The organism is Colwellia sp. KS18-150 (genome assembly GCF_057551365.1).
Genome location: NZ_BAAJMC010000006.1, coordinates 35,413 through 57,833, shown reverse-complemented (window position 1 = coordinate 57,833; position 22,421 = coordinate 35,413). Strand labels below are relative to the sequence as shown.

26 protein-coding genes are annotated in these 22,421 nt (G+C 37.8%); 19 read left to right on the top strand and 7 right to left on the bottom strand.

Features of this window, described 5'->3' with window-relative positions; all coding sequences use genetic code 11:
• Window positions 1–53: 53 nt before the first annotated feature.
• Window positions 54–650 carry a nucleoid occlusion factor SlmA gene (gene slmA / locus AC27IF_RS10120; RefSeq protein ID WP_487054130.1) on the bottom strand — a complete coding sequence of 199 codons (597 nt, stop codon included), beginning with the start codon at window positions 648–650 and terminating at the stop codon, window positions 54–56.
• Window positions 651–713: 63 nt separating this feature from the next.
• Complete coding sequence (gene coaBC, locus AC27IF_RS10115; RefSeq protein WP_487054129.1) at window positions 714–1,922, bottom strand: bifunctional phosphopantothenoylcysteine decarboxylase/phosphopantothenate--cysteine ligase CoaBC; 1,209 nt, start codon at window positions 1,920–1,922, stop codon at window positions 714–716.
• A 113-nt stretch (window positions 1,923–2,035) separates the two neighbouring features.
• Here coaBC and radC point away from each other — a divergent pair, with 113 nt between their 5' ends.
• The 9 genes from radC to AC27IF_RS10070 all read left to right on the top strand — a co-directional run bounded on the left by radC (window position 2,036) and on the right by AC27IF_RS10070 (window position 8,895).
• Window positions 2,036–2,764 carry a RadC family protein gene (gene radC / locus AC27IF_RS10110; protein ID WP_487054128.1) on the top strand — a complete coding sequence of 243 codons (729 nt, stop codon included), beginning with the start codon at window positions 2,036–2,038 and terminating at the stop codon, window positions 2,762–2,764.
• 90 nt (window positions 2,765–2,854) lie between these two features.
• Window positions 2,855–3,157, top strand: coding sequence for a PilZ domain-containing protein (locus AC27IF_RS10105; RefSeq protein ID WP_487054127.1), 303 nt, complete (start codon window positions 2,855–2,857; stop codon window positions 3,155–3,157).
• Window positions 3,158–3,259: 102 nt separating this feature from the next.
• The gene (locus AC27IF_RS10100; protein WP_487054126.1) at window positions 3,260–3,928 is read left to right on the top strand and encodes an AAA family ATPase; all 669 of its coding nucleotides are present in this window, start codon (window positions 3,260–3,262) and stop codon (window positions 3,926–3,928) included.
• Window positions 3,915–4,301, top strand: a complete 387-nt coding sequence (locus AC27IF_RS10095) for a hypothetical protein (protein ID WP_487054124.1) — start codon at window positions 3,915–3,917, stop codon at window positions 4,299–4,301. Before AC27IF_RS10100 ends, AC27IF_RS10095 begins: the two co-directional genes overlap by 14 nt.
• A 300-nt stretch (window positions 4,302–4,601) precedes the next feature.
• A complete protein-coding gene (gene rpmB / locus AC27IF_RS10090) occupies window positions 4,602–4,838 on the top strand; it encodes a 50S ribosomal protein L28 (protein ID WP_159822134.1) in 237 nt (78 codons plus the stop codon).
• A gap of 34 nt (window positions 4,839–4,872) precedes the next feature.
• A complete protein-coding gene (rpmG, locus tag AC27IF_RS10085; RefSeq protein ID WP_044834320.1) occupies window positions 4,873–5,028 on the top strand; it encodes a 50S ribosomal protein L33 in 156 nt (51 codons plus the stop codon).
• Between the two features lie 440 nt (window positions 5,029–5,468).
• Complete coding sequence (locus tag AC27IF_RS10080; RefSeq protein WP_487054122.1) at window positions 5,469–5,960, top strand: hypothetical protein; 492 nt, start codon at window positions 5,469–5,471, stop codon at window positions 5,958–5,960.
• A 12-nt stretch (window positions 5,961–5,972) separates the two neighbouring features.
• Window positions 5,973–6,785 carry a bifunctional DNA-formamidopyrimidine glycosylase/DNA-(apurinic or apyrimidinic site) lyase gene (gene mutM / locus AC27IF_RS10075; RefSeq protein ID WP_487054121.1) on the top strand — a complete coding sequence of 271 codons (813 nt, stop codon included), beginning with the start codon at window positions 5,973–5,975 and terminating at the stop codon, window positions 6,783–6,785.
• A 157-nt stretch (window positions 6,786–6,942) separates the two neighbouring features.
• Window positions 6,943–8,895: an alpha/beta hydrolase family protein gene (locus AC27IF_RS10070; RefSeq protein WP_487054119.1), complete on the top strand. Its 1,953-nt coding sequence runs from the start codon at window positions 6,943–6,945 to the stop codon at window positions 8,893–8,895.
• 45 nt (window positions 8,896–8,940) lie between these two features.
• Here AC27IF_RS10070 and coaD read toward each other — a convergent pair whose 3' ends face one another.
• Window positions 8,941–9,414, bottom strand: coding sequence for a pantetheine-phosphate adenylyltransferase (gene coaD, locus AC27IF_RS10065; RefSeq protein ID WP_487054117.1), 474 nt, complete (start codon window positions 9,412–9,414; stop codon window positions 8,941–8,943).
• 227 nt (window positions 9,415–9,641) lie between these two features.
• On the opposite strand from coaD, the gene AC27IF_RS10060 reads away from it, so the two are divergent.
• On the top strand, window positions 9,642–10,298 hold the full coding sequence (locus tag AC27IF_RS10060) for a TetR/AcrR family transcriptional regulator (protein WP_487054115.1): 657 nt from the start codon (window positions 9,642–9,644) through the stop codon (window positions 10,296–10,298).
• 3 nt (window positions 10,299–10,301) lie between these two features.
• On the opposite strand, the gene AC27IF_RS10055 is transcribed toward AC27IF_RS10060, so the two are convergent.
• Both AC27IF_RS10055 and waaA read right to left on the bottom strand, forming a co-directional pair.
• The gene (locus tag AC27IF_RS10055; protein ID WP_487054114.1) at window positions 10,302–11,051 is read right to left on the bottom strand and encodes a 3-deoxy-D-manno-octulosonic acid kinase; all 750 of its coding nucleotides are present in this window, start codon (window positions 11,049–11,051) and stop codon (window positions 10,302–10,304) included.
• Window positions 11,044–12,339, bottom strand: a complete 1,296-nt coding sequence (gene waaA / locus AC27IF_RS10050; protein ID WP_487054112.1) for a lipid IV(A) 3-deoxy-D-manno-octulosonic acid transferase — start codon at window positions 12,337–12,339, stop codon at window positions 11,044–11,046. The genes AC27IF_RS10055 and waaA overlap by 8 nt, the downstream gene beginning before the upstream one ends.
• A 140-nt stretch (window positions 12,340–12,479) precedes the next feature.
• On the opposite strand from waaA, the gene AC27IF_RS10045 reads away from it, so the two are divergent.
• From AC27IF_RS10045 to AC27IF_RS10020, 6 genes are all read left to right on the top strand, one after another.
• Window positions 12,480–13,229, top strand: a complete 750-nt coding sequence (locus AC27IF_RS10045) for an alpha/beta hydrolase family protein (protein WP_487054110.1) — start codon at window positions 12,480–12,482, stop codon at window positions 13,227–13,229.
• 418 nt (window positions 13,230–13,647) lie between these two features.
• Window positions 13,648–14,853, top strand: a complete 1,206-nt coding sequence (locus AC27IF_RS10040) for a glycine C-acetyltransferase (protein WP_487054108.1) — start codon at window positions 13,648–13,650, stop codon at window positions 14,851–14,853.
• On the top strand, window positions 14,853–15,878 hold the full coding sequence (gene tdh / locus AC27IF_RS10035) for an L-threonine 3-dehydrogenase (protein ID WP_487054107.1): 1,026 nt from the start codon (window positions 14,853–14,855) through the stop codon (window positions 15,876–15,878). Before AC27IF_RS10040 ends, tdh begins: the two co-directional genes overlap by 1 nt.
• An 8-nt stretch (window positions 15,879–15,886) precedes the next feature.
• On the top strand, window positions 15,887–16,216 hold the full coding sequence (glpE, locus tag AC27IF_RS10030; RefSeq protein ID WP_487054105.1) for a thiosulfate sulfurtransferase GlpE: 330 nt from the start codon (window positions 15,887–15,889) through the stop codon (window positions 16,214–16,216).
• 8 nt (window positions 16,217–16,224) lie between these two features.
• Window positions 16,225–17,121 carry a rhomboid family intramembrane serine protease GlpG gene (gene glpG, locus AC27IF_RS10025; RefSeq protein ID WP_487054103.1) on the top strand — a complete coding sequence of 299 codons (897 nt, stop codon included), beginning with the start codon at window positions 16,225–16,227 and terminating at the stop codon, window positions 17,119–17,121.
• 111 nt (window positions 17,122–17,232) lie between these two features.
• Complete coding sequence (locus AC27IF_RS10020; protein ID WP_487054101.1) at window positions 17,233–18,336, top strand: OmpA family protein; 1,104 nt, start codon at window positions 17,233–17,235, stop codon at window positions 18,334–18,336.
• 307 nt (window positions 18,337–18,643) lie between these two features.
• Here the strand turns inward: AC27IF_RS10020 and AC27IF_RS10015 are convergent, their stop codons facing one another.
• On the bottom strand, window positions 18,644–19,171 hold the full coding sequence (locus AC27IF_RS10015; protein ID WP_487054099.1) for a type II secretion system protein: 528 nt from the start codon (window positions 19,169–19,171) through the stop codon (window positions 18,644–18,646).
• 39 nt (window positions 19,172–19,210) lie between these two features.
• The gene (locus tag AC27IF_RS10010; protein ID WP_487054098.1) at window positions 19,211–19,588 is read right to left on the bottom strand and encodes a flagellar basal body-associated protein FliL; all 378 of its coding nucleotides are present in this window, start codon (window positions 19,586–19,588) and stop codon (window positions 19,211–19,213) included.
• 179 nt (window positions 19,589–19,767) lie between these two features.
• Between AC27IF_RS10010 and AC27IF_RS10005 the strand changes: the two genes are divergently transcribed.
• The 3 genes from AC27IF_RS10005 (at window position 19,768) to AC27IF_RS09995 (ending at window position 22,374) form a co-directional block, all read left to right on the top strand.
• On the top strand, window positions 19,768–20,343 hold the full coding sequence (locus AC27IF_RS10005; protein ID WP_487054097.1) for a chorismate--pyruvate lyase family protein: 576 nt from the start codon (window positions 19,768–19,770) through the stop codon (window positions 20,341–20,343).
• A 4-nt stretch (window positions 20,344–20,347) separates the two neighbouring features.
• Window positions 20,348–21,211, top strand: coding sequence for a 4-hydroxybenzoate octaprenyltransferase (gene ubiA, locus AC27IF_RS10000; protein WP_487054095.1), 864 nt, complete (start codon window positions 20,348–20,350; stop codon window positions 21,209–21,211).
• Between the two features lie 89 nt (window positions 21,212–21,300).
• Window positions 21,301–22,374 carry a TRAP transporter substrate-binding protein gene (locus AC27IF_RS09995; RefSeq protein WP_487054093.1) on the top strand — a complete coding sequence of 358 codons (1,074 nt, stop codon included), beginning with the start codon at window positions 21,301–21,303 and terminating at the stop codon, window positions 22,372–22,374.
• Window positions 22,375–22,421: the final 47 nt, after the last annotated feature.

Sequence of the window (22,421 nt, the reverse complement as noted above, 5' to 3'; positions counted from 1 at the left end):
CCCAAGTTAGCGGGGCTAGAATTTATATTCTTTTTTAATAAGCCTTTGAAAACTTATTTACTGGCCATTAAAAACTGCCATTGCTCATTAAATTCGTCACTAGGCTTTTTGTCGAATCCTGAGCGAACATATTGGCTGATTTTACCTTCAGCAAAGGATACCAATATATTAGCTAGTGCTTGTTCGCTGATGGAGAAAGTTTTTCCTTCACGTAATTTTCGTTCGCGTAGTACTTGTTTAAATTGTGACTCTAGTTTTTCGAACAGCTGATGCACGCGAGTACGCAAGCGCTCATTTTCACCCATTAGAGCATCACCAGATAAGATACGGCACATACCAGGGTTACGTTCAGCAAATACCAGTAAAACATGTAGGATATGATGACAGCGAACTAAGGTTTCTTTGTGATCAGCGAGTATTAAGTTGATTCGAGTAAAAATAGATTCCTCAATAAAATCAATTAATCCTTCAAACATTCGAGCTTTTGAAGGAAAGTGACGATACAGCGCAGCTTCAGATACACCAACTTCACCAGCCAGTTTAGCTGTTGTGATGCGTTGTCCTGGGCAATCTTGAAGCATTAACGCTAAACATTGTAAAATTTGCTCTTTACGGTTGGGTTTAGCGTTAGTTTTTGGGGCTGTAGTCATAGTTATTTTTACTCTTTAGTTATTGTGCTTGCGTTTTTATGATTGTTTTCTAGTTAATAATCGTTAACTTTTTTGCTTGGCTTGAAAATGTTGATTGATTAAAGACACTAAATGGTTAGCAACAATTTGCTTACTTGCTAAAGGAATTTCGGTCTTATCAATAGCACTGAATAAAGTTAACGCGTTGTTGTCACTATTAAATCCTTGGCCTGCTTTGGCAACATCGTTGGCAGCAATCAAATCTAAATTTTTACGCATTAGCTTTCCGCGTGCATAATTTTCGACATTTTGTGTTTCTGCGGCAAAACCTACCATAAAAGGTTTGTCCGCTAAACTGGCAATATCGGCGACTATGTCGTGGTTTTTGACAAGCTCAAGTTGCATAGCTTCACTGCTTTTTTTGATTTTTTGCTCGGCAATTTTGGCGACACGATAATCGGCAACTGCAGCACAAGCAATAAAAGTGGTACTGCTTTTGGCAAATTTCAATGCCTGTTGATGCATTTCTTCAGCGCTATTTACTGAAACTAACTCACAACCCGCAGGAGGAGAAATAGCAACAGGTCCTGAAATCAAAGTAACCTTGGCTCCAGCACGCAAAGCAGCATGCGCAATAGCATAGCCCATCTTACCTGAACTATGATTTGAGATATAACGCACAGGATCTATTGCTTCACGTGTAGGCCCTGCAGTGATAACCCAATGCTGATTCTCAAGGTATTTATCGGCAAAAAAATCAACACTTAACGTGACTAGATCACTTACTTCTAACATTCGGCCTAAACCGATATCGCCACAGGCTTGCTCGCCACTGCCTGGTCCCCATATTTGACAACCTCGATCAGTGAGGCGAGTAATATTTTCTTGAGTCGCTTGGGCGTGCCACATTTGCTGATTCATCGCCGGTGCAATAGCAATAGGTGCGTCAGTCGCTAAACAAAGCGTTGATAGTAAGTCATTTGCCATACCACAGGCAACGCGCGCTATTATATCGGCAGTAGCTGGAGCAATGACAATAATGTCTGCCCATTTAGCTAGTTCGATATGGCCCATGGCGAGTTCTGCTTGGGTATCGAGTAAGCTATCAGCCACTTGATTTCCAGACACGGCTTGTAAGGTGAGCGGGGTAATAAAGGCTTTAGCGCCTTCAGTCATTACCACGCGCACATCAGCGCCTTGTTCTTTCAGGCGACGTACTAACTCTGGTGTTTTGTAGGCAGCGATACCGCCACTGATACCAAGAACAATCTTTTTGTCCTGTAGAATTTGCATAAGCTGCTAATCTTAAACTTATCAATAATGGCAATAAGATAACACTTATTGTCATGTTTTGAAAAACTTAGCCGTAGGAAAATTTAATCTACATATTGCCAAGGAGGCAACTTATGTTACCAGCACGCTTATTGGAAAAAAATGAAGCACAAGGGACTATCTTAAAAAGCTGGCCAAAAAAAGAAAGACCAAGAGAAAAACTATTACATCAAGGTGCGCAGAGTTTAAGCGATGCAGAATTACTAGCCATTTTTCTTAGAACGGGTGTTCAGGGTTGTAATGTAGTTGATTTATCGAGAAATTTATTAAATTGTTTTGGTAGCTTAGCGAATATTTATCGTGCAAGTGAGCAAGAGTTTTGTCAGCAACATGGCTTAGGTCGTGCTAAATATGTGCAATTACAGGCATGTTTGGAAATGTCAAAACGCTATCTAGCTGAACAAATGGTACAGCAGGGCAGTGCATTAACTTCTTCTAAAGCAACGCGTGATTATCTCATCAGTGAATTACGCCATGAAAGTCGAGAAGTATTTGCGGTGTTATTTCTAGATAACCAACATCAGATACTTAAATTTGAACGACTATTTTGGGGAACATTAGATGCCGCCGCCGTATATCCGAGAATAGTGGTTGAGTATGCTTTAAAGCACCAAGCCGCAGCGGTTATATTAAGCCATAATCATCCGTCTGGAGTTGCAGAGGCAAGCATCGCCGACAAACAAATTACTCAAAAATTAGAACAAGCTTTGCAGCTAATTGACGTTAGGGTCTTAGATCATATGATAATTGCTGGAAATCAATGTTATTCATTTGCAGAAAATGGTGAAATATTATTAAGATAAGTTGAAAAAACTATCAATGGCAGTTACTTTTAGGTAGTTTGAGTATATAGTAAATTATTAGCCCCCGAGTGCAAAAAGAAGGATCCTCTTATGACCGATAGTAGTTTAGATGAGTTGGAGCGCCGAAAATCATTCCGTCTGGATATGGAAAAAGAGCTAGTTGATATCATTTGGATAGATGAACAAGGGCAAGAACGAACCAAAAAAATCGCGTGTTTAGATTTTGCCAGAGGTGGCTTGAAGCTTGACTGTGATATACCTCTGCCAACTCAATCAGAAGTAACCATTAACTTTAAATCAGCCAATGCTAATAATCAGAAATTATTTGGCAAGGTTTTACGCTGTGTTAAGCAAGACAGCGGTTGGTATGAGATTGTGCTTATTTTAGATTAACAGGCAAAATGAGCAAGACAAGCAAATTGGACTATAATTAACTCTGAGCCTAAGTTTATAGGGTTAACTTAATAACTAGGTAGTGTTTAGGAAGAAAAGAATATGATGATATTAGTGGGTGGCGAAAAAGGTGGCAGCGGTAAAAGCTGTTTGGCACAAAATTTGGCCGTGTATTTCGCCCGAAATAAGAAAGCTATTGTGCTTATGGTAGATTGTGATCCCCAGCGCACCACTTCTGATTGGATTCAAGCAAGAAATAGTGACCCGTCCTTACCTGCTATTAATTGTATTCAACTGTACGGAAAAATACGCAACGACCTACTTAGTTTAGGGCAGCATTATGATTATGTTATTGTCGATTGTGGTGGCCAAGATAATTTAGCGTTGCGTGCTGCTATGTCGGTAGCCAATCATGTCATCATCCCTTTACGTCCTAAGCGACGAGATTTGAAAACCGTTCCTCATATGGAAGACATGTTAAGCACCTGTAAAATGGTTAACCCAAAAATGATGGCTTCTTTTGTGATCACTCAATGTCCATCGTTACCTAATCAAGCAAATCGTATTCTTGAAGCTAAAGAAGTGTGTGGCTCATACGGTATTAATGTACTGGATGCCGTTACCTTTAACCGTAATGTTTATGATGACAGTGAAGAGCAAGGCTCATCAGTAATCGAAATTGATCCTAATGGGAAAGCTGCGGGTGAAATGATAGCGATTGCAGAAGAGTTGTTAGCCATGAAACCGGACAATGCCCATGAGTTTAACTGATTTAAAAAAAGGCAAGGAAAGCAAAGCAACTAAGGAACAGTTTACCGTTGATGATTTTATTGCTGATGCGGATAACTATGCTAAAGGTGCGCCGCAAATAGTAAGCAATGATGAGCGCGGTAAAATGAATCTCAAACAAGCGATTCATGATGCCAAGCGCTTAATTGAACGGAAAAAAACGGCTGACTCGCAAAGTAAACCATTTCGACGTGCTACTTTCACCTTAAGTGAGAATACGATTGATCAATTGCAGCATTTATCTGAGGGCACTGATTTAGCAAAATCTCATATTATTCGCATTTTAATCGATGAACTATCGAGTAAAGAGCAAGATGAGCAAATCAAGAAATTGTTTAAATCAAAGGTCAATTAAGGCGATATTTTATTACCTTTATTTATTTTTTGATGGAGTTTTGTGCGCGAATTTATTAGAAAGTCATCAAAAACTTACTAAAAACCCAGCTTAATGTTGGGTTTTTTCATTATGTTAACCTGCTAACTTGTTGATTAGAGAGTGTTAAAACAAAATATCATGCTTTTTGTTATTAAGGGTGGTATTCACAAAACAGTTTCTCTATAATATGCCACCTTTTTCAGGATCCTGAGGCGACGGTCTTGGGTGAATCCTCAGAAGAAATAAGCTCGAGCTAAAATTAATTTTGGAGTGACTCAAATGTCTAAAGTTTGCCAAGTAACAGGCAAGAAGCCAGTCGTAGGGAACAACCGTTCTCACGCAAGAAACGCGACTCGTCGTCGTTTTTTACCTAACCTTCAATCTCACCGTTTTTGGGTAGAGAGTGAAAATCGTTTCGTTAAATTACGTTTAACTCCGAAAGGAATGCGTATTATCGATAAAAAAGGTATTGATGCAGTATTAACTGATATCCGTGCCCGTGGCGAAAAAGTTTAACCTTAGGGTAAACTTTCTTAAGTAAGGAATTATTATGCGCGATAAAATTCGTTTAGTTTCTAGTGCTGGTACTGGTCATTTTTATACTACTGATAAGAATAAAAAGACTATGCCTGAAAAAATGGAAATCAAAAAATTTGATCCTAAAGCACGTAAACACGTAATGTACAAAGAAGCTAAAATTAAGTAATTAATTTTTAACTTTTGTATATTAATAAAAAACCCAGTTTTTACTGGGTTTTTTTATGCGTGTTGATTAAGTATTCCGCTTTTGAAACTAATACCAATCCATCTAAAGAAGTGACCACTTAGAACGACATGGGCGATATGATAACAAACAAAATATGTTTAGATATAGTTGTTCTACATCAAACAAATTTTGTGCCTTTATCATGATGCCCATACGTTCCCGAAGGGCGAGGTTTAAAGGCTTATATGCTGCGTTATTGATTTTAACAATAGAATAACTATTATTTGCAATCAATGCTTTGCCTCTAAACCTTTAAATTCTCGCTAAGCGATCACTTTCTTAGGTGGAATGGTATAACCATTAATTTCTTAAACATTGCTGATATTTTTTATCTGAAAAATTCAGTATCATAGTCGTATTATTTCGTTAATAACATTTTTATGAAACTCTCTAAGACCGCATGGAATAATGTCATTATATTTTCTGTGATGATTATCATACTGTTAATAAATACCACCAATAACCGTTTATTTCCCGACGATGATAATCATGATAATGCGCGAATCCTACCGGAACATAGCGTAATATTAGCGCTAACCATTAGTTACCCTGATGGTTCTACCGCGTTATTTGAGCGCATTGGTCGAGATTGGAAAATGATGAGCCAGGGGCGGATAATTGACTTGAGTAATCAACAGATAGATCAATTAATGTTTTCTTGGCAAGAAAGCACAGGTTTGGTTCAAGCCAGTGATATCATTATTGAAGGTAAAGAAGGTACTCAAGTAAAAATTGCTTTAGCTAATTTAGAAAACGAACAAATATTTACCTTATATTCACTTATGGACCAATTACTTGTTTTTAATCATCAAAAACAACTTTGGTTGGCTTTGCCATCAGCGTTAAGCCGTCAACTCACCCCAAGCAATTAAATAGCCGAAATTATGCCTGAATTACCCGAAGTTGAAGTATGCCGTTTAGGTATTAGCCCACATGTTATTGGTCATAGAGTCACTAACGTTATTGTCAGAAACAAAAAGCTTAGATGGCCAATACCTGATGAAGTACAGCAATTAAACGGACAAGAAGCATTAAGTGTTGACAGACGTGCTAAATATCTTCTAATCCGCTTTAGCACTGGCACTTTATTACTGCATTTGGGTATGTCCGGTACTATACGAGTTATCGACCAATCAACCCCTGTGGCTAAGCATGATCACTTCGATTTAGCATTTGAACATGGCAAAGTATTACGTCTTAATGATCCCAGACGTTTTGGCGCAGTACTTTGGTTGGCAGAGCATGAAGATGAGCAAGGTTTACTCACTAAGTTAGGACCAGAGCCACTTAGTGATGACTTTTGCCATGGTTATCTATTTTCAAAATCGAAAAATAAAAAGCTGCCAATAAAAACCTTTTTAATGAATAACCATATTGTTGTTGGGGTAGGAAATATTTACGCGAATGAAGCATTATTTCAAGCGGGGATATTACCTACGGTGAAGGCAGGAGATATAAATGAGCAGCGGTATGATCGTTTAACCGATATTATCAAAAGCGTGTTGAGTGCTGCCATAACGCAAGGAGGAACCACGCTAAAGGATTTCACCCAAGTGGATGGTCGTCCAGGTTATTTCGCGCAATCGTTATTTGTATATGGCCGTGCTGGAGAGAAATGTTTGAATTGCCAAGAGATCTTAGAAGAAATTAGGCAATCCAATCGCAGCTCTGTATTTTGCCCTACCTGCCAACAGTAATATTTCAAACAAAGTTACTTTTACATTTTAGTAACTAATATTTAATTATTCTCACTTGTTTGACCCAGTAATATTTTGTTACATTTATTGCTGTGGAATTATCTACTTATTAATTATTTGATAAGTAGTAGGAAATAATAATATAACAAGGATCACCATGAGAAATATATTAATCGCGATATCTTTGCTTTTCAGTTTGCAATCAGCGGCAGAAGATTGGTCTCACCTATTTGATTACTCAAAATTTCAAAATGTCAAAATATCACCTGACGGCAAACATCTTGCCGTTGCAATGATGAAAGATAATAAACGCTCGCTTGTGTTTTTAAACCGAGAAACAAAAAAATATATTGGTGGTTTAAAATTACCCCAACTAAACGAAGTAGGTCAATATTTTTGGATAAATAATGAGCGTGTCGTTATTCAAGTAAATCAGCGTGAACCGTGGCGCAAAGAGCCATTATTCTATGGTGAACTTTATGCTGTAAATTTGGATGGCACTCGCGGAGAAATGATTTATGGGTACCGCTCTATAAATGCTGTTGAAGCAAGAGAGCAAAAATACACCCGTATGAAGAAAAAGAAAAGAATTCAGGGCTGGGCAGAAATTATTGATCTACTTCCCGATGACGACAAACATATCTTAATTAGTTCAACACCTTGGGATAGCGAAGGAGATCGTTTAGCAGCAGTTTATAAACTTAATGTCTATAACGGTAAAATAAATAAAAAAAGAATCGCTGGTGCTCCAGCTCCATACGCCAGTTTTATTTCAGATAGTGAGGGGAATATTAAAGCGGCTACTGGCAGAGACAAAAATAATGTTGAACGTCTCTATTTTCGTAAGTCTAATCAGTGGCATGAAGTTCCTAACAATAGTTTTGGCAGCGATTTCACGCCATTAACTATAAATTCAGCAGGTACTCACCTTTATGTGTTGGATAACTTTGGTCAAGATAAGACTGGATTCTTTAAATTAGGCTTAGAAGATGGCAGTTATAAAAAAATATTTTCTGACAGTAAAGTGGATATTACCGGTGTTCAAATTTCAACAGATGGTCACCAAGTGTATGCTCTAAAAGTGGATGACGGCTTCCCTGTCTATTATTTGGTGAATAAAAAGTTACAGGAAGCTAAAGTATTTAAAGCGTTGATATCAGCCTTTCCACAACAAGAGGTAAGTATAACTAGCCAAAGTGATGATGGAAAAAATTATATAGTATTTGTGTCTTCTGATATTGATGCCGGCAGCTTTTACCTGTTCAACAGCGACAAAAATAAGTTGGAAATGCTTTTTCGCTACCAACCTAATGTAAAGAGTAATCAATATGCTTATACCGACCCTTTTGAATTCAAAGCTTCTGATGGTGTAAATTTATATGGCTTTTTCACCGAAGCAAAAGTTAAAACAGAGGGGAAAATACCGCCCTTAGTTGTACTGGTGCATGGCGGACCCCACAGCAGAGATTATTGGGGCTATTCATCACAAGTTCAGTTTTTATCCCTAAATGGCTACTCTGTATTACAAGTAAATTATCGTGGCTCTACGGGTTATGGTCAGAAATTCATGGAAGCAGGATATAAGAATTGGGGTACAAGAATACAGCAAGATATCTTAGATGCCTACCAGTGGGCCATTGATAACGGTAAAGCCGAAACGGGAAATGCATGTATTATGGGGGGGAGTTTTGGAGCATATTCTGCTTTGCAAAGTGTAACTAAATATCCTGACAGTTATCAATGTGCAGTAGCAAATGCTGGTATATATGATTTATCTATGATGTTTGAAGAAGGTGACATTCCAAAACTAGCGTATGGAAAAACTTACCTAAAGCAAACGATTGGAATCAACAAAACCACTTTGGCTGACATGTCGCCGGTTAATCATGTCGATAAAATTAAAGTGCCTCTGTTTTTAGCTCATGGAGAGCAAGATAGAAGGGCACCCGTTGAACAAGTTGAAAGTTTAAGGGATGCTTTGGATGAGGTAGACAAGGAATATGTTTGGTATACCGTTTCAGATGAAAGTCATGGTTTTTTTGTACCAGAAAACCAGAAAAAATATATGAATCAGGTGGTTAAATTTTTAGGTGAAAACTTAGTTAAATAATAAAGATAAAAACCATGTATTTGGGGCTAATTGCTAGCCCCTCTACTATTTCTGCTCTAATGCTGCTTTAACGATGGGATCGACAAATTGACTAACGTCACCTTGATGCAGTGCTACTTCTTTAACTAGCGTAGAAGAGATAAATGAATTGCCTTCTGCTGGTGTTAAAAATACACTTTCTAATTCAGGTGATAAACGCCTATTCATATTGGCTAATTGAAATTCATATTCAAAATCTGACACGGCACGTAAGCCACGAATTAGTACTTTGGCTTGATGATGTTTAGCAAAGTCGACCAGTAAACCACTAAAGCCAACAACGGTAACATTGTTTAGGTCTTTGGTAATTTGTTCGATCATTTCAACGCGTTGCTCCAGAGAAAATCGTGGTTTTTTGCTCGGGCTCGCAGCTACCCCAATAATTACTTCACCAAATAAGTGACTTGCACGCAAAATCAAATCTGAATGGCCATTGGTGACAGGATCGAAAGTACCAGGGTAAATTGCTTTTATGCTCATATTTTACGTTTTATTTGATGGTTAAGACCGAAGTATTGTAATGGTTTAATTAAGTTTATGACAAGCATTAACATCAAATGGGTTATAAAATGAATGAATAACCATTATCTTTGTTAAAGTATTTACTCAAAAAGATTTTAAATTCACTGAAATTTGGTAGTATGATAGAAAGCTTAAAATTTAAATAGCTCTTGGATTAACCCACTAAACGGAAAGAAGTAACTTGTATGAAGACCCGCGATAAGATCATTCAGGCCAGCATTGAATTATTTAACGAGCAAGGAGAGCGTAATGTTACCACTAACCATATCGCTGCTCATTTAGGGATTAGTCCAGGTAATCTGTATTATCACTTTCGAAATAAAGAAGACATCATTCTCTCTATATATGAAGAGTATGCGCGTAACTTGTTGTTAGATACCTTTCCGCAAGTTTCAAGTGAGATAAAACCCCTTGATGCCATTATCCTTTACATGGATGCGGTTTTTCAAATGATGATGAAGTTTCGCTTCTTTTATAGCAATTTACCTGTGCTTTTGGATAAAAATCCAAGTTTGCGTGAGAAATATGTTGAAGTACAACACTCTATTGCTGAGCGTGTAAGTCAGTTATTGGTCTCACTTAGAGCGGCAAAAATTATTGATTTTGATGATGAAGAGCTTGCTGATATCGTAAGCATTTTACGTATTATCAATACTTTTTGGTTAAGCTTTTACCAAACGCAAAATATAGTAAATGAAATTAATAATTCAGTATTTTACCAAGGCGTGTTGAAGATATTAGTTATCTTACGACCTTATACTACTGAGAATGCATTACCTGAACTATTGAAAGCACGTGATATGTACCAACAGCGATACCAAGAAGCTTTAGAAGTTGCTTAATAGTTAATGATTTAAATAACCCGTTACTAACGATTGCCAATTAGCTTCATTAAAATGAAATTTTGGCAATTGTTGAAGCTCCTTCATAAATGAGCGTTGTAGCCTCGCTACATTTGCTTTTTGCCAGTCGGTATTGTTGTTCTTCCGCAACTCCCCTCGATCAAAATCGATAATGAAAAAGTTATTACTATCATCAATTAAAATATTGTGAGCATTTAAATCATGGTGATAGATATTATGCTGATGAAAACGCTTTATTGTCGCACCAATTTTTTGCCATAAGTCGTCTTCTAAGCTTTGCTGTGATAAGAATGCGACTAAATCTTGCGCATTTTCAATTCGACTACTGAGCAAATCAGCACGATACAGTAAGCCACTTCGTATCACCCTATAAGCAATGGGTTTTGGGGCTGGTAGTGCTAGTTGCTGCATTGTTGCTAAAAGGGCAAACTCTTTGGCGGCGCGAGTATTTTGTTGTGAGCTAAACCAATAGCTATCATTGATTAATTTCCCTATCAAGCCGCCACGATAGTAATGGCGCAACACCCAATGCTTTTCTGCGGAGGTTGATTCATCTATATGCTTGACGAACCATGTAGTGCCACGCCCTTGGGCTGAGCCTGTAATCAAATTCCTTTGTTGCCAAAATTCAGCATCGAGCATACCCGGTTGAAATTGTATTAGTTCATTACTATCAAATTGGCAATAGGTGTTGTTTTGCTGAAAAATTTCTATTGAGTCAATATTAGTCATCGATTAAATCTCTAGCTACTAGTAGCGTTCGCTTGCTCGCCCCTTGATTCGCCATTACTACCTGATGGGCATTATCACCTAATAATGTCGCTTGTTGGCTGTCGTTTAGTAACTGTATAACTTCGCTAGCCAAAGCTTGGCTATGGAAATCACCTTCACTATCGTTCGCCTGAGAAAGCTGGATAATGGCATCATTTGCAGTTAACTGCTGCATTATTTCCTTAAAATTACTCATGTTTGGTCCGACAATAATGGCTTTTTTAAAGAGTGCTGGCTCAAGTGGATTATGACCACCAATAGCACTAAAGCTACCACCCATAGTCACTAGATCGGCTAATGAAAACACAGACATTAACTCGCCCAAGCTATCCAGTAGCCATATATCTTGTTTTAGCACTCGTACTTCTTCGCTTCGTTTTACCAAAGTGAACTCATGGCTTAAGCATAATTGAGCAACTTGTTTGAATCGTTCAGGGTGTCTAGGTACAAGCACTAATAATAAATCAGGAGTGTGCTGTTTAATTTCCTTAAAAGCTTGTAAGGCAATTTCTTCATCACCTTCATGAGTACTGGCAACTAACCAAATAGGGCGATTATCAGGTAATAGGTTTTGCAGTTTTTTTGCTTTGTCTAAGCTATTTTGATTAACACTGAGATCAAATTTTAAATTGCCAGAAACACTGCAGTGCTCAGGCTTTGCTCCTAAACGTAAGAAATTTTCATGATTATCATTACTTTGACAAAGTAATTTATCAAATTGGTTAAGGCAAGGGGTGATCAAAGGGCTAATTTTTAGGTAACTTTTCATTGAGTTTTTGGATAAACGGCCATTGATAAGTAATAGTTTTATATTTTTATTGGCGCATTGGCTAATTAAGTTAGGCCATAGCTCAGTTTCCATAAATATCACAAGTTTAGGTTGTAAACGCGACAAAAATATTTGTGTGCAGGGCAATACATCCAGAGGTAAGAAACCATGTTGAACACGATCGGAGAAAAGTTTTTTTACTTGCTCAGAGCCAGTGGGGGTGAAGGTGGTAACTGTTATAGCTAATTTTGGGTAGGCTGAAAGTAGTTGCTCAACAAAAGGGGCAAGAGCGATAACTTCGCCGACACTCGCTGCATGAACAACAATGCCATTTTTTTGGAATGGTTTAGGAAAAAAGCCTAAGCGCTCAGCTATTCTTTGTCTATATTGTTTGTTACTCAATGAACGTATTAATAAAGCCAAAATTAACAATGGCAATAATAACAATGTTAACAAGCGATAAATGAATAAAGAAAGCATAAATTGTTCTATAGTTAGTTTGTGATAGATTATACCTAACTTTGATTAAATACCTATTAATACTCATAAACATGCTTTTTTACTCAAAACCAAAAATCGACATAAAATTGAAAATTATACCTGCCATAACAAGCTTTATTATGTTGCTAGCTCCCCAAGTAGTTGCGCAACAACAAGAGAGTGAAGAGGCGGATAATTTTGTGCAAACGGTTAGCATTAAAGCGAGAGCTGATCATGACTTTTTATTAGCGGCTGATTATTATCCAGGTAAAGCCCGTAGCGGCGGAGCAATAGTTTTACATGATTGTAAAAACAATCGCCAAGCATATAGGAAAGTTGCGGTTAGCCTAGCATCACAAGGTTTACACACCCTGTTAATTGATTTTAGAGGCTATGGTGAAAGTGTTGCCGAAGGCTTTTCTCGACAAGAGATAAAGAAGAACGCATTAAATATCGTTAGTTACCAAAGCGATATGGCATTACTAACAACTTATTGGCAGGAGGATTTGCTGGCAGCGTATAATTTTTTAAATAGTAAACTTGCCGAAAATAAAGGTATATCTATTGTTGCCAGTGGCTGTAGCGGTGCTTATGCTGTTGCTTTGGCGGAGAAAATACTCATGCACTCGATGGTCTTGATCACACCAAAAATGACCTATAGTGATAAAGAGCGTTATAAAAACCTCATTGATATTCCAAGTTACTTTGTCACGTCATCACAACATCAAGAAAGTAATCAAACAGCACAAGAGCTGTTTTCTTGGAATGGTGATAAGCGTTCAAAAATGCAAATTTATAAAGGTGATCGCTATGCTTACCAGTTAATTAATCGTAGAAAGCATTTATTAACCGATGTTGCCCATTGGATTAAGTTCACGATGAACGAATGAATATAAGTTGCATAACTCTTACTAAGTAAGAATTATTTTACGAAAGTTTACTTTTTAACGAAATACTATTCGGCCTATGTCTGTACGAAATATATTTAAAGCGTACAATAGCGCCATTATTGTAATACCAATCCATCTAAAGAAGTGGCCACTTAGAACGACATGGGCGATATGAGAAAAAACAAAATATGTTTAGATATTATTCTACATCAAACAAATTTTGTGCCTTTATCATGATGCCCATACGTTCCCGAAGGGCGAGTTTTAAAGGCTTATATGCTGCGTTATTGATTTTAACAATAGAATAACTATTATTTGCAATCAATGCCTTGCCTCTAAACCTTTAAATTCTTGCTAAGCGAACACTTTCTTAGGTGGAGTGGTATAATTATATTTCCACTATCGTTGAGGCTTCCTTATGTCAAACAATACGTCTACAAATTTTTATAACCATATTCAAAATCAGATCACACAAGTTAAGAGCGAAGGCTTATACAAAGCTGAACGTGTGATCACGACCGCTCAACAAGCTAAAATAGCGGTTAATACTGGTGAACAGGTTATCAATTTTTGTGCAAATAACTATTTAGGACTAGCTAACCACCCATTACTAATTTCTGCGGCTAAAACAGGTTTAGATGAACATGGTTTTGGTATGGCATCAGTGCGATTTATTTGTGGCACACAAGATATTCATAAAGAGCTTGAACAGGGCATTAGCCAGTTTTTAGGGATGGAAGATACTATTTTGTATTCTTCATGTTTTGACGCTAATGCAGGTCTTTTTGAGACCTTATTAGGACCAGAAGATGCCATTATTAGTGATGCATTAAACCATGCTTCAATTATTGATGGTGTACGTTTGTGTAAAGCTAAACGGTTTCGATATGCCAACAATGATATGGCAGCGCTAGAGCAATGTTTGATTGAAGCCGACGAAGCAGGCGCTCGTTTTAAATTGATCGCCACTGACGGTGTATTTTCAATGGACGGCGTCATTGCCAACCTTAAAGGTGTATGTGATTTAGCTGATAAATATAATGCGATGGTGATGGTTGATGATTCACACGCAGTGGGTTTTGTTGGTGAAGATGGCCGTGGCAGTCATGAGTACTGTGATGTGATGGGGCGTGTTGATATTATTACAGGTACTTTAGGTAAAGCCATGGGCGGCGCATCAGGTGGTTATACTTCAGCGAAAAAAGAAGTTGTTGAATGGTTACGCCAACGTTCTCGCCCCTATTTGTTCTCTAACTCGTTAGCTCCCGCTATTGTTAATGCTTCACTGCAAGTATTAAAACTTTTAGCTGAAGGTGGTGAGTTACGTAAAACGCTTAAGGAAAATACCAGCTATTTTCGTAGTAATATGGAAGCCGCAGGCTTTACTTGTGCCGGTGCCGATCATGCCATTGTGCCAGTGATGTTAGGTGACGCTAAAGTTGCTAGCGATATGGCTAATAAATTATTGGCTGAAGGTATTTACGTGATTGGTTTTTCTTTTCCTGTTGTTCCTAAAGGGCAAGCACGCATTCGTACGCAAATTTCAGCAGCACATACAAAAGCACAACTTGATCAAGCCATTGCAGCGTTTACTACTATTGGCAAAGAGATGGGGATTATTTGATGAAATCACTTTCAAAATTAAAGCCTGAGCAAGGTATATGGTTAACCGAAACCGAGAAACCTGAAATAGGCCATAATGACTTATTAATCAAAATTAAAAAAACTGCTATTTGTGGCACCGACATACATATTTATAATTGGGATGAATGGTCGCAAGACACTATTCCTGTGCCTATGGTCGTAGGCCACGAATACGCAGGTGAAGTGGTAGGTATTGGCCAAGAAGTTAAAGGATTTTCTTTAGGAGACCGTGTTTCCGGTGAAGGCCACATTACTTGTGGTCATTGCCGTAACTGTCGTGGTGGCCGCACACACTTATGTCGTAATACTGTTGGTGTCGGAGTGAACCGTGCAGGAGCATTCGCTGAATATTTAGTGATCCCTGCCTATAATGCTTTTAAATTGCCGGATGAAATTTCTGATGATTTAGCGGCTGTTTTTGACCCTTTCGGTAACGCAGTACATACCGCACTATCATTTGATTTAGTCGGTGAGGATGTACTTATTACCGGTGCAGGGCCTATTGGTATTATGGCGGCGGCTGTTGCTAAGCATGTAGGAGCTCGTCATGTTGTTATTACAGATATTAATGAGTACCGACTTGATCTAGCTCGAAAAATGGGTGCTACTCGTGCTGTCGATGTATCAAAAGAAAGTTTAACCGAGGTCATGGCTGAGCTAGGTATGACAGAAGGTTTTGATGTTGGCCTAGAAATGTCAGGTGTTCCTATGGCATTTACTAGTATGCTAGAAAACATGAATAATGGTGGTAAAATTGCCATGTTAGGTATTCCTGGTAAAGATATGGCTATTGATTGGAGCCAGATTATTTTCAAGGGATTAACAATAAAAGGCATTTATGGTCGCGAAATGTTTGAAACTTGGTATAAAATGGCAAGCTTAATACAATCAGGCTTAGATTTGACACCAATCATCACACATCATTATGATGTCGATGATTTTCAACAAGGTTTTGACGTAATGCGTTCAGGACAGTCAGGAAAAGTTATTTTAAATTGGGAGTAAAGAGTAGTATGGCTGATATGCAAAGTTTTATGCATATGCAAGTAGATGAACTTGCAGGGGTATTGGATGAAAACACTCATGTTGTAGTCGATATCCGCGATGGTAATGCATTTGCAGGAGGCCGTATAGTTGGCTCGATTCATTTAACCAATGAAAGTTTGGCTGACTTCTTACGTGAAGCTGATCCTGATGCCCCTGTGGTAGTTTGCTGTTACCATGGCCACTCTAGCCAACAAGCTGCCCAGTATTTGATCAGCCAAGACTTTACCCAGGTGTACTCGCTAGATGGTGGTTTTACTCAGTGGCAATTACAATATCCTGATAAAGTCTCTAGTTAGGTCTATAAATGACAGAACAAGTGACTAGCGATTTGTCGCCTTTAGTGAAAATCGAACAAAAGCGTATAGCCCATCTTTTTGCTAACTATTTAATGACTATAGGCATAGCGGCAAAAGTTGTTGCTGATAATGAAAACGCTTCTTCTAGTGAGGCTAAGCTCGCATACATTGTGCTTTGCCAGCACAACAAAATTGCTCAAGCGACTGAAGAGTTTGAGCAATTTATCAAAAACCCTAATCACAATAAATACCAACAAGCCGCATGGCAACAAGGTGAAACTGTTGATGTAGACAGTAATGATTTAACCTTGATTACCACCTTTAAAGAAAGTTTTTTAGGTCATGCAGGTATAGTAACTTTGGCTGTCTTTTTCATCTGTTGGTTGGTTTTTCTCGCGAGTAATTTAGGCTGGGCACAAAGCATATTCTTACAGTTGCAATTCTATCCTCGTTTGTCGATAGATGCTTTTTTTGCTGAACCTTGGCGTATTATTGGCCCAGCACTTTTTCATTTTTCATGGTTACATATTGTTTTCAATACTATGTGGTGGTGGCAGCTAGGCGGTAGTATTGAGAAAATACTAGGAAAGGGCACGCTGATTAATCTATTGCTAATCTCTGCTGTTTTTTCCAATTTAGGGCAATTCATGGTTTCAGGTTCAAACTTTGGAGGCTTGTCTGGTGTGGTGTATGCCTTAATGGGATTTGTTTGGTGGTATGGTTATTTAGCGCCAGATAAAGGACTCTTTTTGTCGAAACCCATTGTCGGCTTTTTACTTTTTTGGCTAGTACTTGGGTTCGCCAATGTATTGCCAGTAAATATGGCCAATACTGCGCATCTACTTGGCCTAATCTCTGGTTGTTTATTTGCAGTATTTACAGTCAAAATTATCAAAAGGAGTTAAATAGTAATTTATTTATATTAAATATTGAGAAAGAAGATGCAAATGTAGCAAAAGTGTTAAAATGTAAACCACTTGTAACACCTCAATTTAATACTCTAAATGGAATTACTTATGAATAAGTCTTTCGCAATTAAAACGGCGCTCCTTGTCACTCCTTTACTCTTTTCAACCGCTTTTGCTAATGAGCAACCTAAAGCAACAGATCTTGTTGGTAAACTTTATGGCGGTGCACACTTACTTTACATTAATACTGATAATGATCGATTAATGACTGCTAACCCAAATTCTAATGTCGACCACGGTAGTGGTTTAGGTGCTGAATTAGGTTATCGTTTAACCGAATCAACAGAATTTAGATTTTCATACACTGATATAAATCTAGTGAAAGAAAACCGAGGTTTTAGTGAGCCTGATGCCTCATCAGTCGCTATTGATGCGCTATATTTTCCAACCAAGCAAAATTTCTATGTGCTTAGTGGTGTTGACTACCTTGATATAGTTGATGGTAAAACGTCATTAGATTTAGGTGCGGGTTACCGTCATTATTTCAGTAAAAAAGCGGCAGTGTATTTTGAAGGTAAAGGGCATTATCAATTTTCAGATAACTTTAAAGACGCGAGTGCTCGGATCGGCTTTATATATTTTTTTGGTGCTGAGAGTAAATCAACACCTGTTAAGAAGAAAACAGTGCAATCAGCACCAGCCGAAGCGGTTGTAGCGCCTGTTGCAGCAGTAGCTGTTGTTAAAGATGCAGATAAAGACGGCATTATTGATAGCCAAGATAACTGTGCTAATACGCCAACGAAGGATAAAGTAGATAGCGAAGGCTGTACTATTTTTACCAAAGAGCAGCAGGTTATGCATTTATCCGTTAATTTTGATACCAATAAAGCCATAGTTAAACCTGAATATATGCCTGAAGTAAAAAGAATGGCAGACTTTCTGAAAACTTACCCTGAAGTATCCTTAGTTATTGAAGGGCATACGTCGAAAAAGGGTAGCGCTAGCTACAATAAAAAAATATCACAGCAACGTGCTGATGCGATTGTCGATGTACTAGTGAATCAATATGCAATTGAACAAGAACGTTTAACTGCAGTTGGCTACGGTGAAGAGCGTTTACTTGATACCGGAGATAGTGCACAAGCTCACGCGAAGAATCGTCGAGTAGATGCGAAAGTTGAAGTCACTAAGCATGTAGCAACTAGTCGATAGAAATTACTGTGGGAAAACTAAAAAGCCAAAGAAAAATCTTTGGCTTTTTATTATCTTAACCTGAACTCGGTTTAAGAGATTTTTAACTCCTTGAAATAAAGTGATAAATATTTCAATCAATCTCTAGCGTGATAGTTTGACTTAATTCAAGGCAAATTTAGCGTCAATAGGTGGCCTATTGCAAGACAATTTAACGCAGAAGTCAGTAAAAATAGTCATTAGAGAAACATATGTTAAGCCGAGCTCAGGTTATCTTAACTTAGCAATTAATCCGTTTGGTATTAATTGAACAAGCACTTTTTAGTGATTAACAACCCGTACTGATAATTTCATAGCTAGCAGGTATTGTTTCACTTTGTGCCTGAGTATACTGGAAATAACATTCGTCGCTTTTTACTGTGCCATCTGAAGATAAATCAAAACCGATATAAGTGAAATCAATCCCTTCTTCTTCAACGACAAATTCTTCTGAGATATGTATACGCTTGATGATATCGGTATTGTCTAAATTTCTATATTTAAGTCGTACATCAATACCATCGCTTGAGAAAACATCGAAATCTCCATCTTTATCCATATCAATATCTAGTAAATCAGGTCTACCAGGAACTTCTTGAGTAGAATAGCTCGGCATATATGATTTTAAAAAGAGCAGTTTATTCGCTCCTTCGACACTTGCTTGAACTTGCAGCAATGCGGAGATTCTTGCATCAGAAGATAAGTTTATATAACGAGGTAAAGCGACCACCGCGAGTATGCCTAAGATGACAATTACTACGATTAATTCAATAAGGGTGAAACCATTATTTTTTCGTTGAAGAGAGTATTCGTGCACTGCTTAATTCTGACTATTGATTTGGCTCGTGAAAGGAGATTAATTATCTAACCATTGGGTAAATAATAATTTTTTAATTAATGGTTTACCTGTTTCTTTGGTAAGTAGCTCTTTTACTTGTTCTTCACAAAGTAATTGAATTTCAGAGCGACCTTTAATTGATTTTACTTTAGCTTCAGGTTGCTTACCTATAATGGTGATGATCGCATCACGTAATAGTGGTGAGTGATGTTCAACAATTTCTAAATTTTCGCCAGGAACCATTAGTTCAACCGTGAGGCGAACGTATCCCATCTTCTTTTTTACTGCGACATAATTTGTGATGATATCGGGTTCGAAACCAAAATAAGCATAATCAGCTCCTTTGGTTGAGAGCGGTAGTAATATTAAAGATAAAACGAGAAGATATTTAAACATAGGCTTTATTTTTTACCTGTAAATCATAAGCGCAAATTTTGCGTATAACTCTATCATAACCTGAAATTAACATTTTTCCTGAAAATTTTTGAATTATTTTTAATACTATGAATCGCTAACATGTGCATCTAGATGAAGCCCTGTTATTATAGCAGCTGATTTAATCAGTCTTTTAATTTATGAATTTACAGTCTTTATTTCCTATAACCTTAACGAGCCATTGGCAAGAAGCTAAAACCTACTCTATTGCGCAGAACCTACAGAGTTGGTTACTCGATCCTAATTCACTCACAGCCCGTTTATCAAAACAATGCCAACAATTTCGTGTGGAATTATTAGGTCAGCAGGTTGAGCGTTGTCAACGCCATGAAGCATCTGCAGGTATCTCGGAAGGTGAGCAAGTGCTTGTACGTGAAGTGTTATTATATTGTGATGAAATACCGCAAGTGTTTGCCCGTAGTTTATTGCCTTTATCAAGTTTGACAGGAGCTGAGCAAGCATTGGCTAATTTAGGTACTCAATCCTTAGGGCAAGTGCTATTTAATAACCCGTCTCTTGAGCGGAAAAGCATTGAAGTAGCTGAGTTTGATCAGCATAGCTCAGTAGTTAAACTAGCTAATGATTTGCAGTTACCTATTGAACATAATCTATGGGGACGTCGTTCCATATTCATTTTAGAAAATAAGCCCCTCATGGTCGCCGAAGTATTTTTACCTAATGCTTTTGCTTATCAAACGGATGAAATGGCAGATTGATTAGATGTTAAATAAATTTAAACAGAAATGGCAGGGAATTCAGCTTATTACTCGTATGGATAAGCCGATTGGTACTTACTTGTTATTGTGGCCCACCTATTGGGCATTATGGGTAGCCTGTGATGGCTGGCCAAGTTTACATCTACTCATAGTATTTAGTTTGGGTGTATTCGTCATGCGTAGTGCTGGCTGTGTCATTAATGATTTGGCAGATATCAAGGTTGATGGCAAAGTTGAAAGAACGAAAAATAGGCCGTTAGTGTCTGGTTTAATGAGCAAAGATGAAGCGATTAGCCTGTTCGGTGCACTTATTGGTATTGCGTTAGGTTTGGTATTAACGTTAAGTTGGCCAACCATTTATTTATCCGTTATTGCTTTGATTTTAGCTGCATCGTATCCGTTTATGAAGCGTTATACCCAATTGCCACAAGTGGTGTTAGGTGCAGCGTTTAGTTGGGGAATGATCATGGCTTTTTCTGAAGCTCAAGGGCAGGTAACCGTTATTGCATGGTTATTGTTTTTTGCAAATTTATTATGGACAGTAGCATACGACACTATGTACGCCATGGTTGATAGAAATGATGATGTTAAAATTGGTGTGAAATCTACAGCCATTTTATTTGGCCAAAACGATAAGCGTATTATTGGATTGTTACAGTTAACCATGTTGGGGCTACTCTTTACTGTTGGCGATATGTTAGCTTTTGGCTGGCCTTTTCAGTTAAGTTTAGTTGTTGCTGCAGGTTTGTTTGCTTACCAGCAAATGTTAATTGTAAATCGCGATCGCGATAATTGTTTTCAAGCCTTTCTACATAATCATTGGGTTGGAATGGTGATATTCATTGGTATATTTGTCGAGTATTTGTAGCTTAGACTATAGTCGGGTTTACATTTGTGATACTTACTGTTAATGATAGACTTATAAAATAAAAAATTAATAAAAACAAGGATAAGGACATGAAAAGAACACTTGGTTTACTAGTTACTTTGTTACTGTCATTTGGGCTGCTAGATACTGTAAACGCTGCGGATGGAAAAGTATACCGCTGGAAAATGGCCGAAACTTGGGGACCAAATTTTCCTGTTTTTGGTGATACAACAAAAAACATGGCTAAAATGGTGAAAGAGATGTCGGGTGGACGCTTGTTGATCCGCATCGACTCTTCAAATAAGCATAAATCACCGCTTGGTATTTTCGACTTTGTAAAAACTGGCCGATATCAAATGGGGCACTCAGCCTCTTATTACTGGAAAGGGAAAAACTTCAACACCTTATTTTTTACTACGGTTCCTTTTGGTATGACTACCCCTGAGCAATATGCTTGGTTTTATTATGGTGGTGGCATGGAGTTGATGAAAAAGGTCTATGATAAATATGGCATTTTATCTTTTCCAGGCGGTAACACAGGTAATCAAATGGGGGGCTGGTTCAAAAAAGAAATAAACTCAGTTGAAGATTTAAAAGGCTTGAAAATGCGTATCCCAGGTTTTGCGGGAGAGGTTTTATCAAGGTTAGGGGCTAAGCCAACGAATATCCCATCTGGTGAACTTTATACCGCCTTAGAGCGTAACACCATTGATGCTCTTGAATGGGTTGGACCTTCATTAGATTTACGTATGGGGTTCCATAAAATAGCACCTTATTATTACACTGGCTGGCACGAGCCTGCGGCTGAATTGCAATTTATGGTGAATGAAAAGGCTTACAATCAATTACCTAAGGATTTACAGAAAATCCTAACGGTTGCGATGAAAACTGCGGCCTATGATATGTATGCCCAGTCTTATCATGAAAGTGCTAAAAATTTAGCCACACTCGCTCAAGATTATCCCGATGTGAAAATGCGCTCATTTCCTGAGCCGGTAATGAATGCTATTAAGGAAACTAATAAAGCATTATTGAAAGAATTTGCAGCCAAAGACCCTATGACAGCAGAAATTCTAAAATCGTTAAGTGAATATCAGAAAAACGCACGCGCATGGACAAATTTGTCAGATCGCGCTTATTTAGAAACCAGTGATAAAGAATAACTAAGCTATTTTTTATCTAGCAAAAGCAGACTCTTATGCATTAAAGT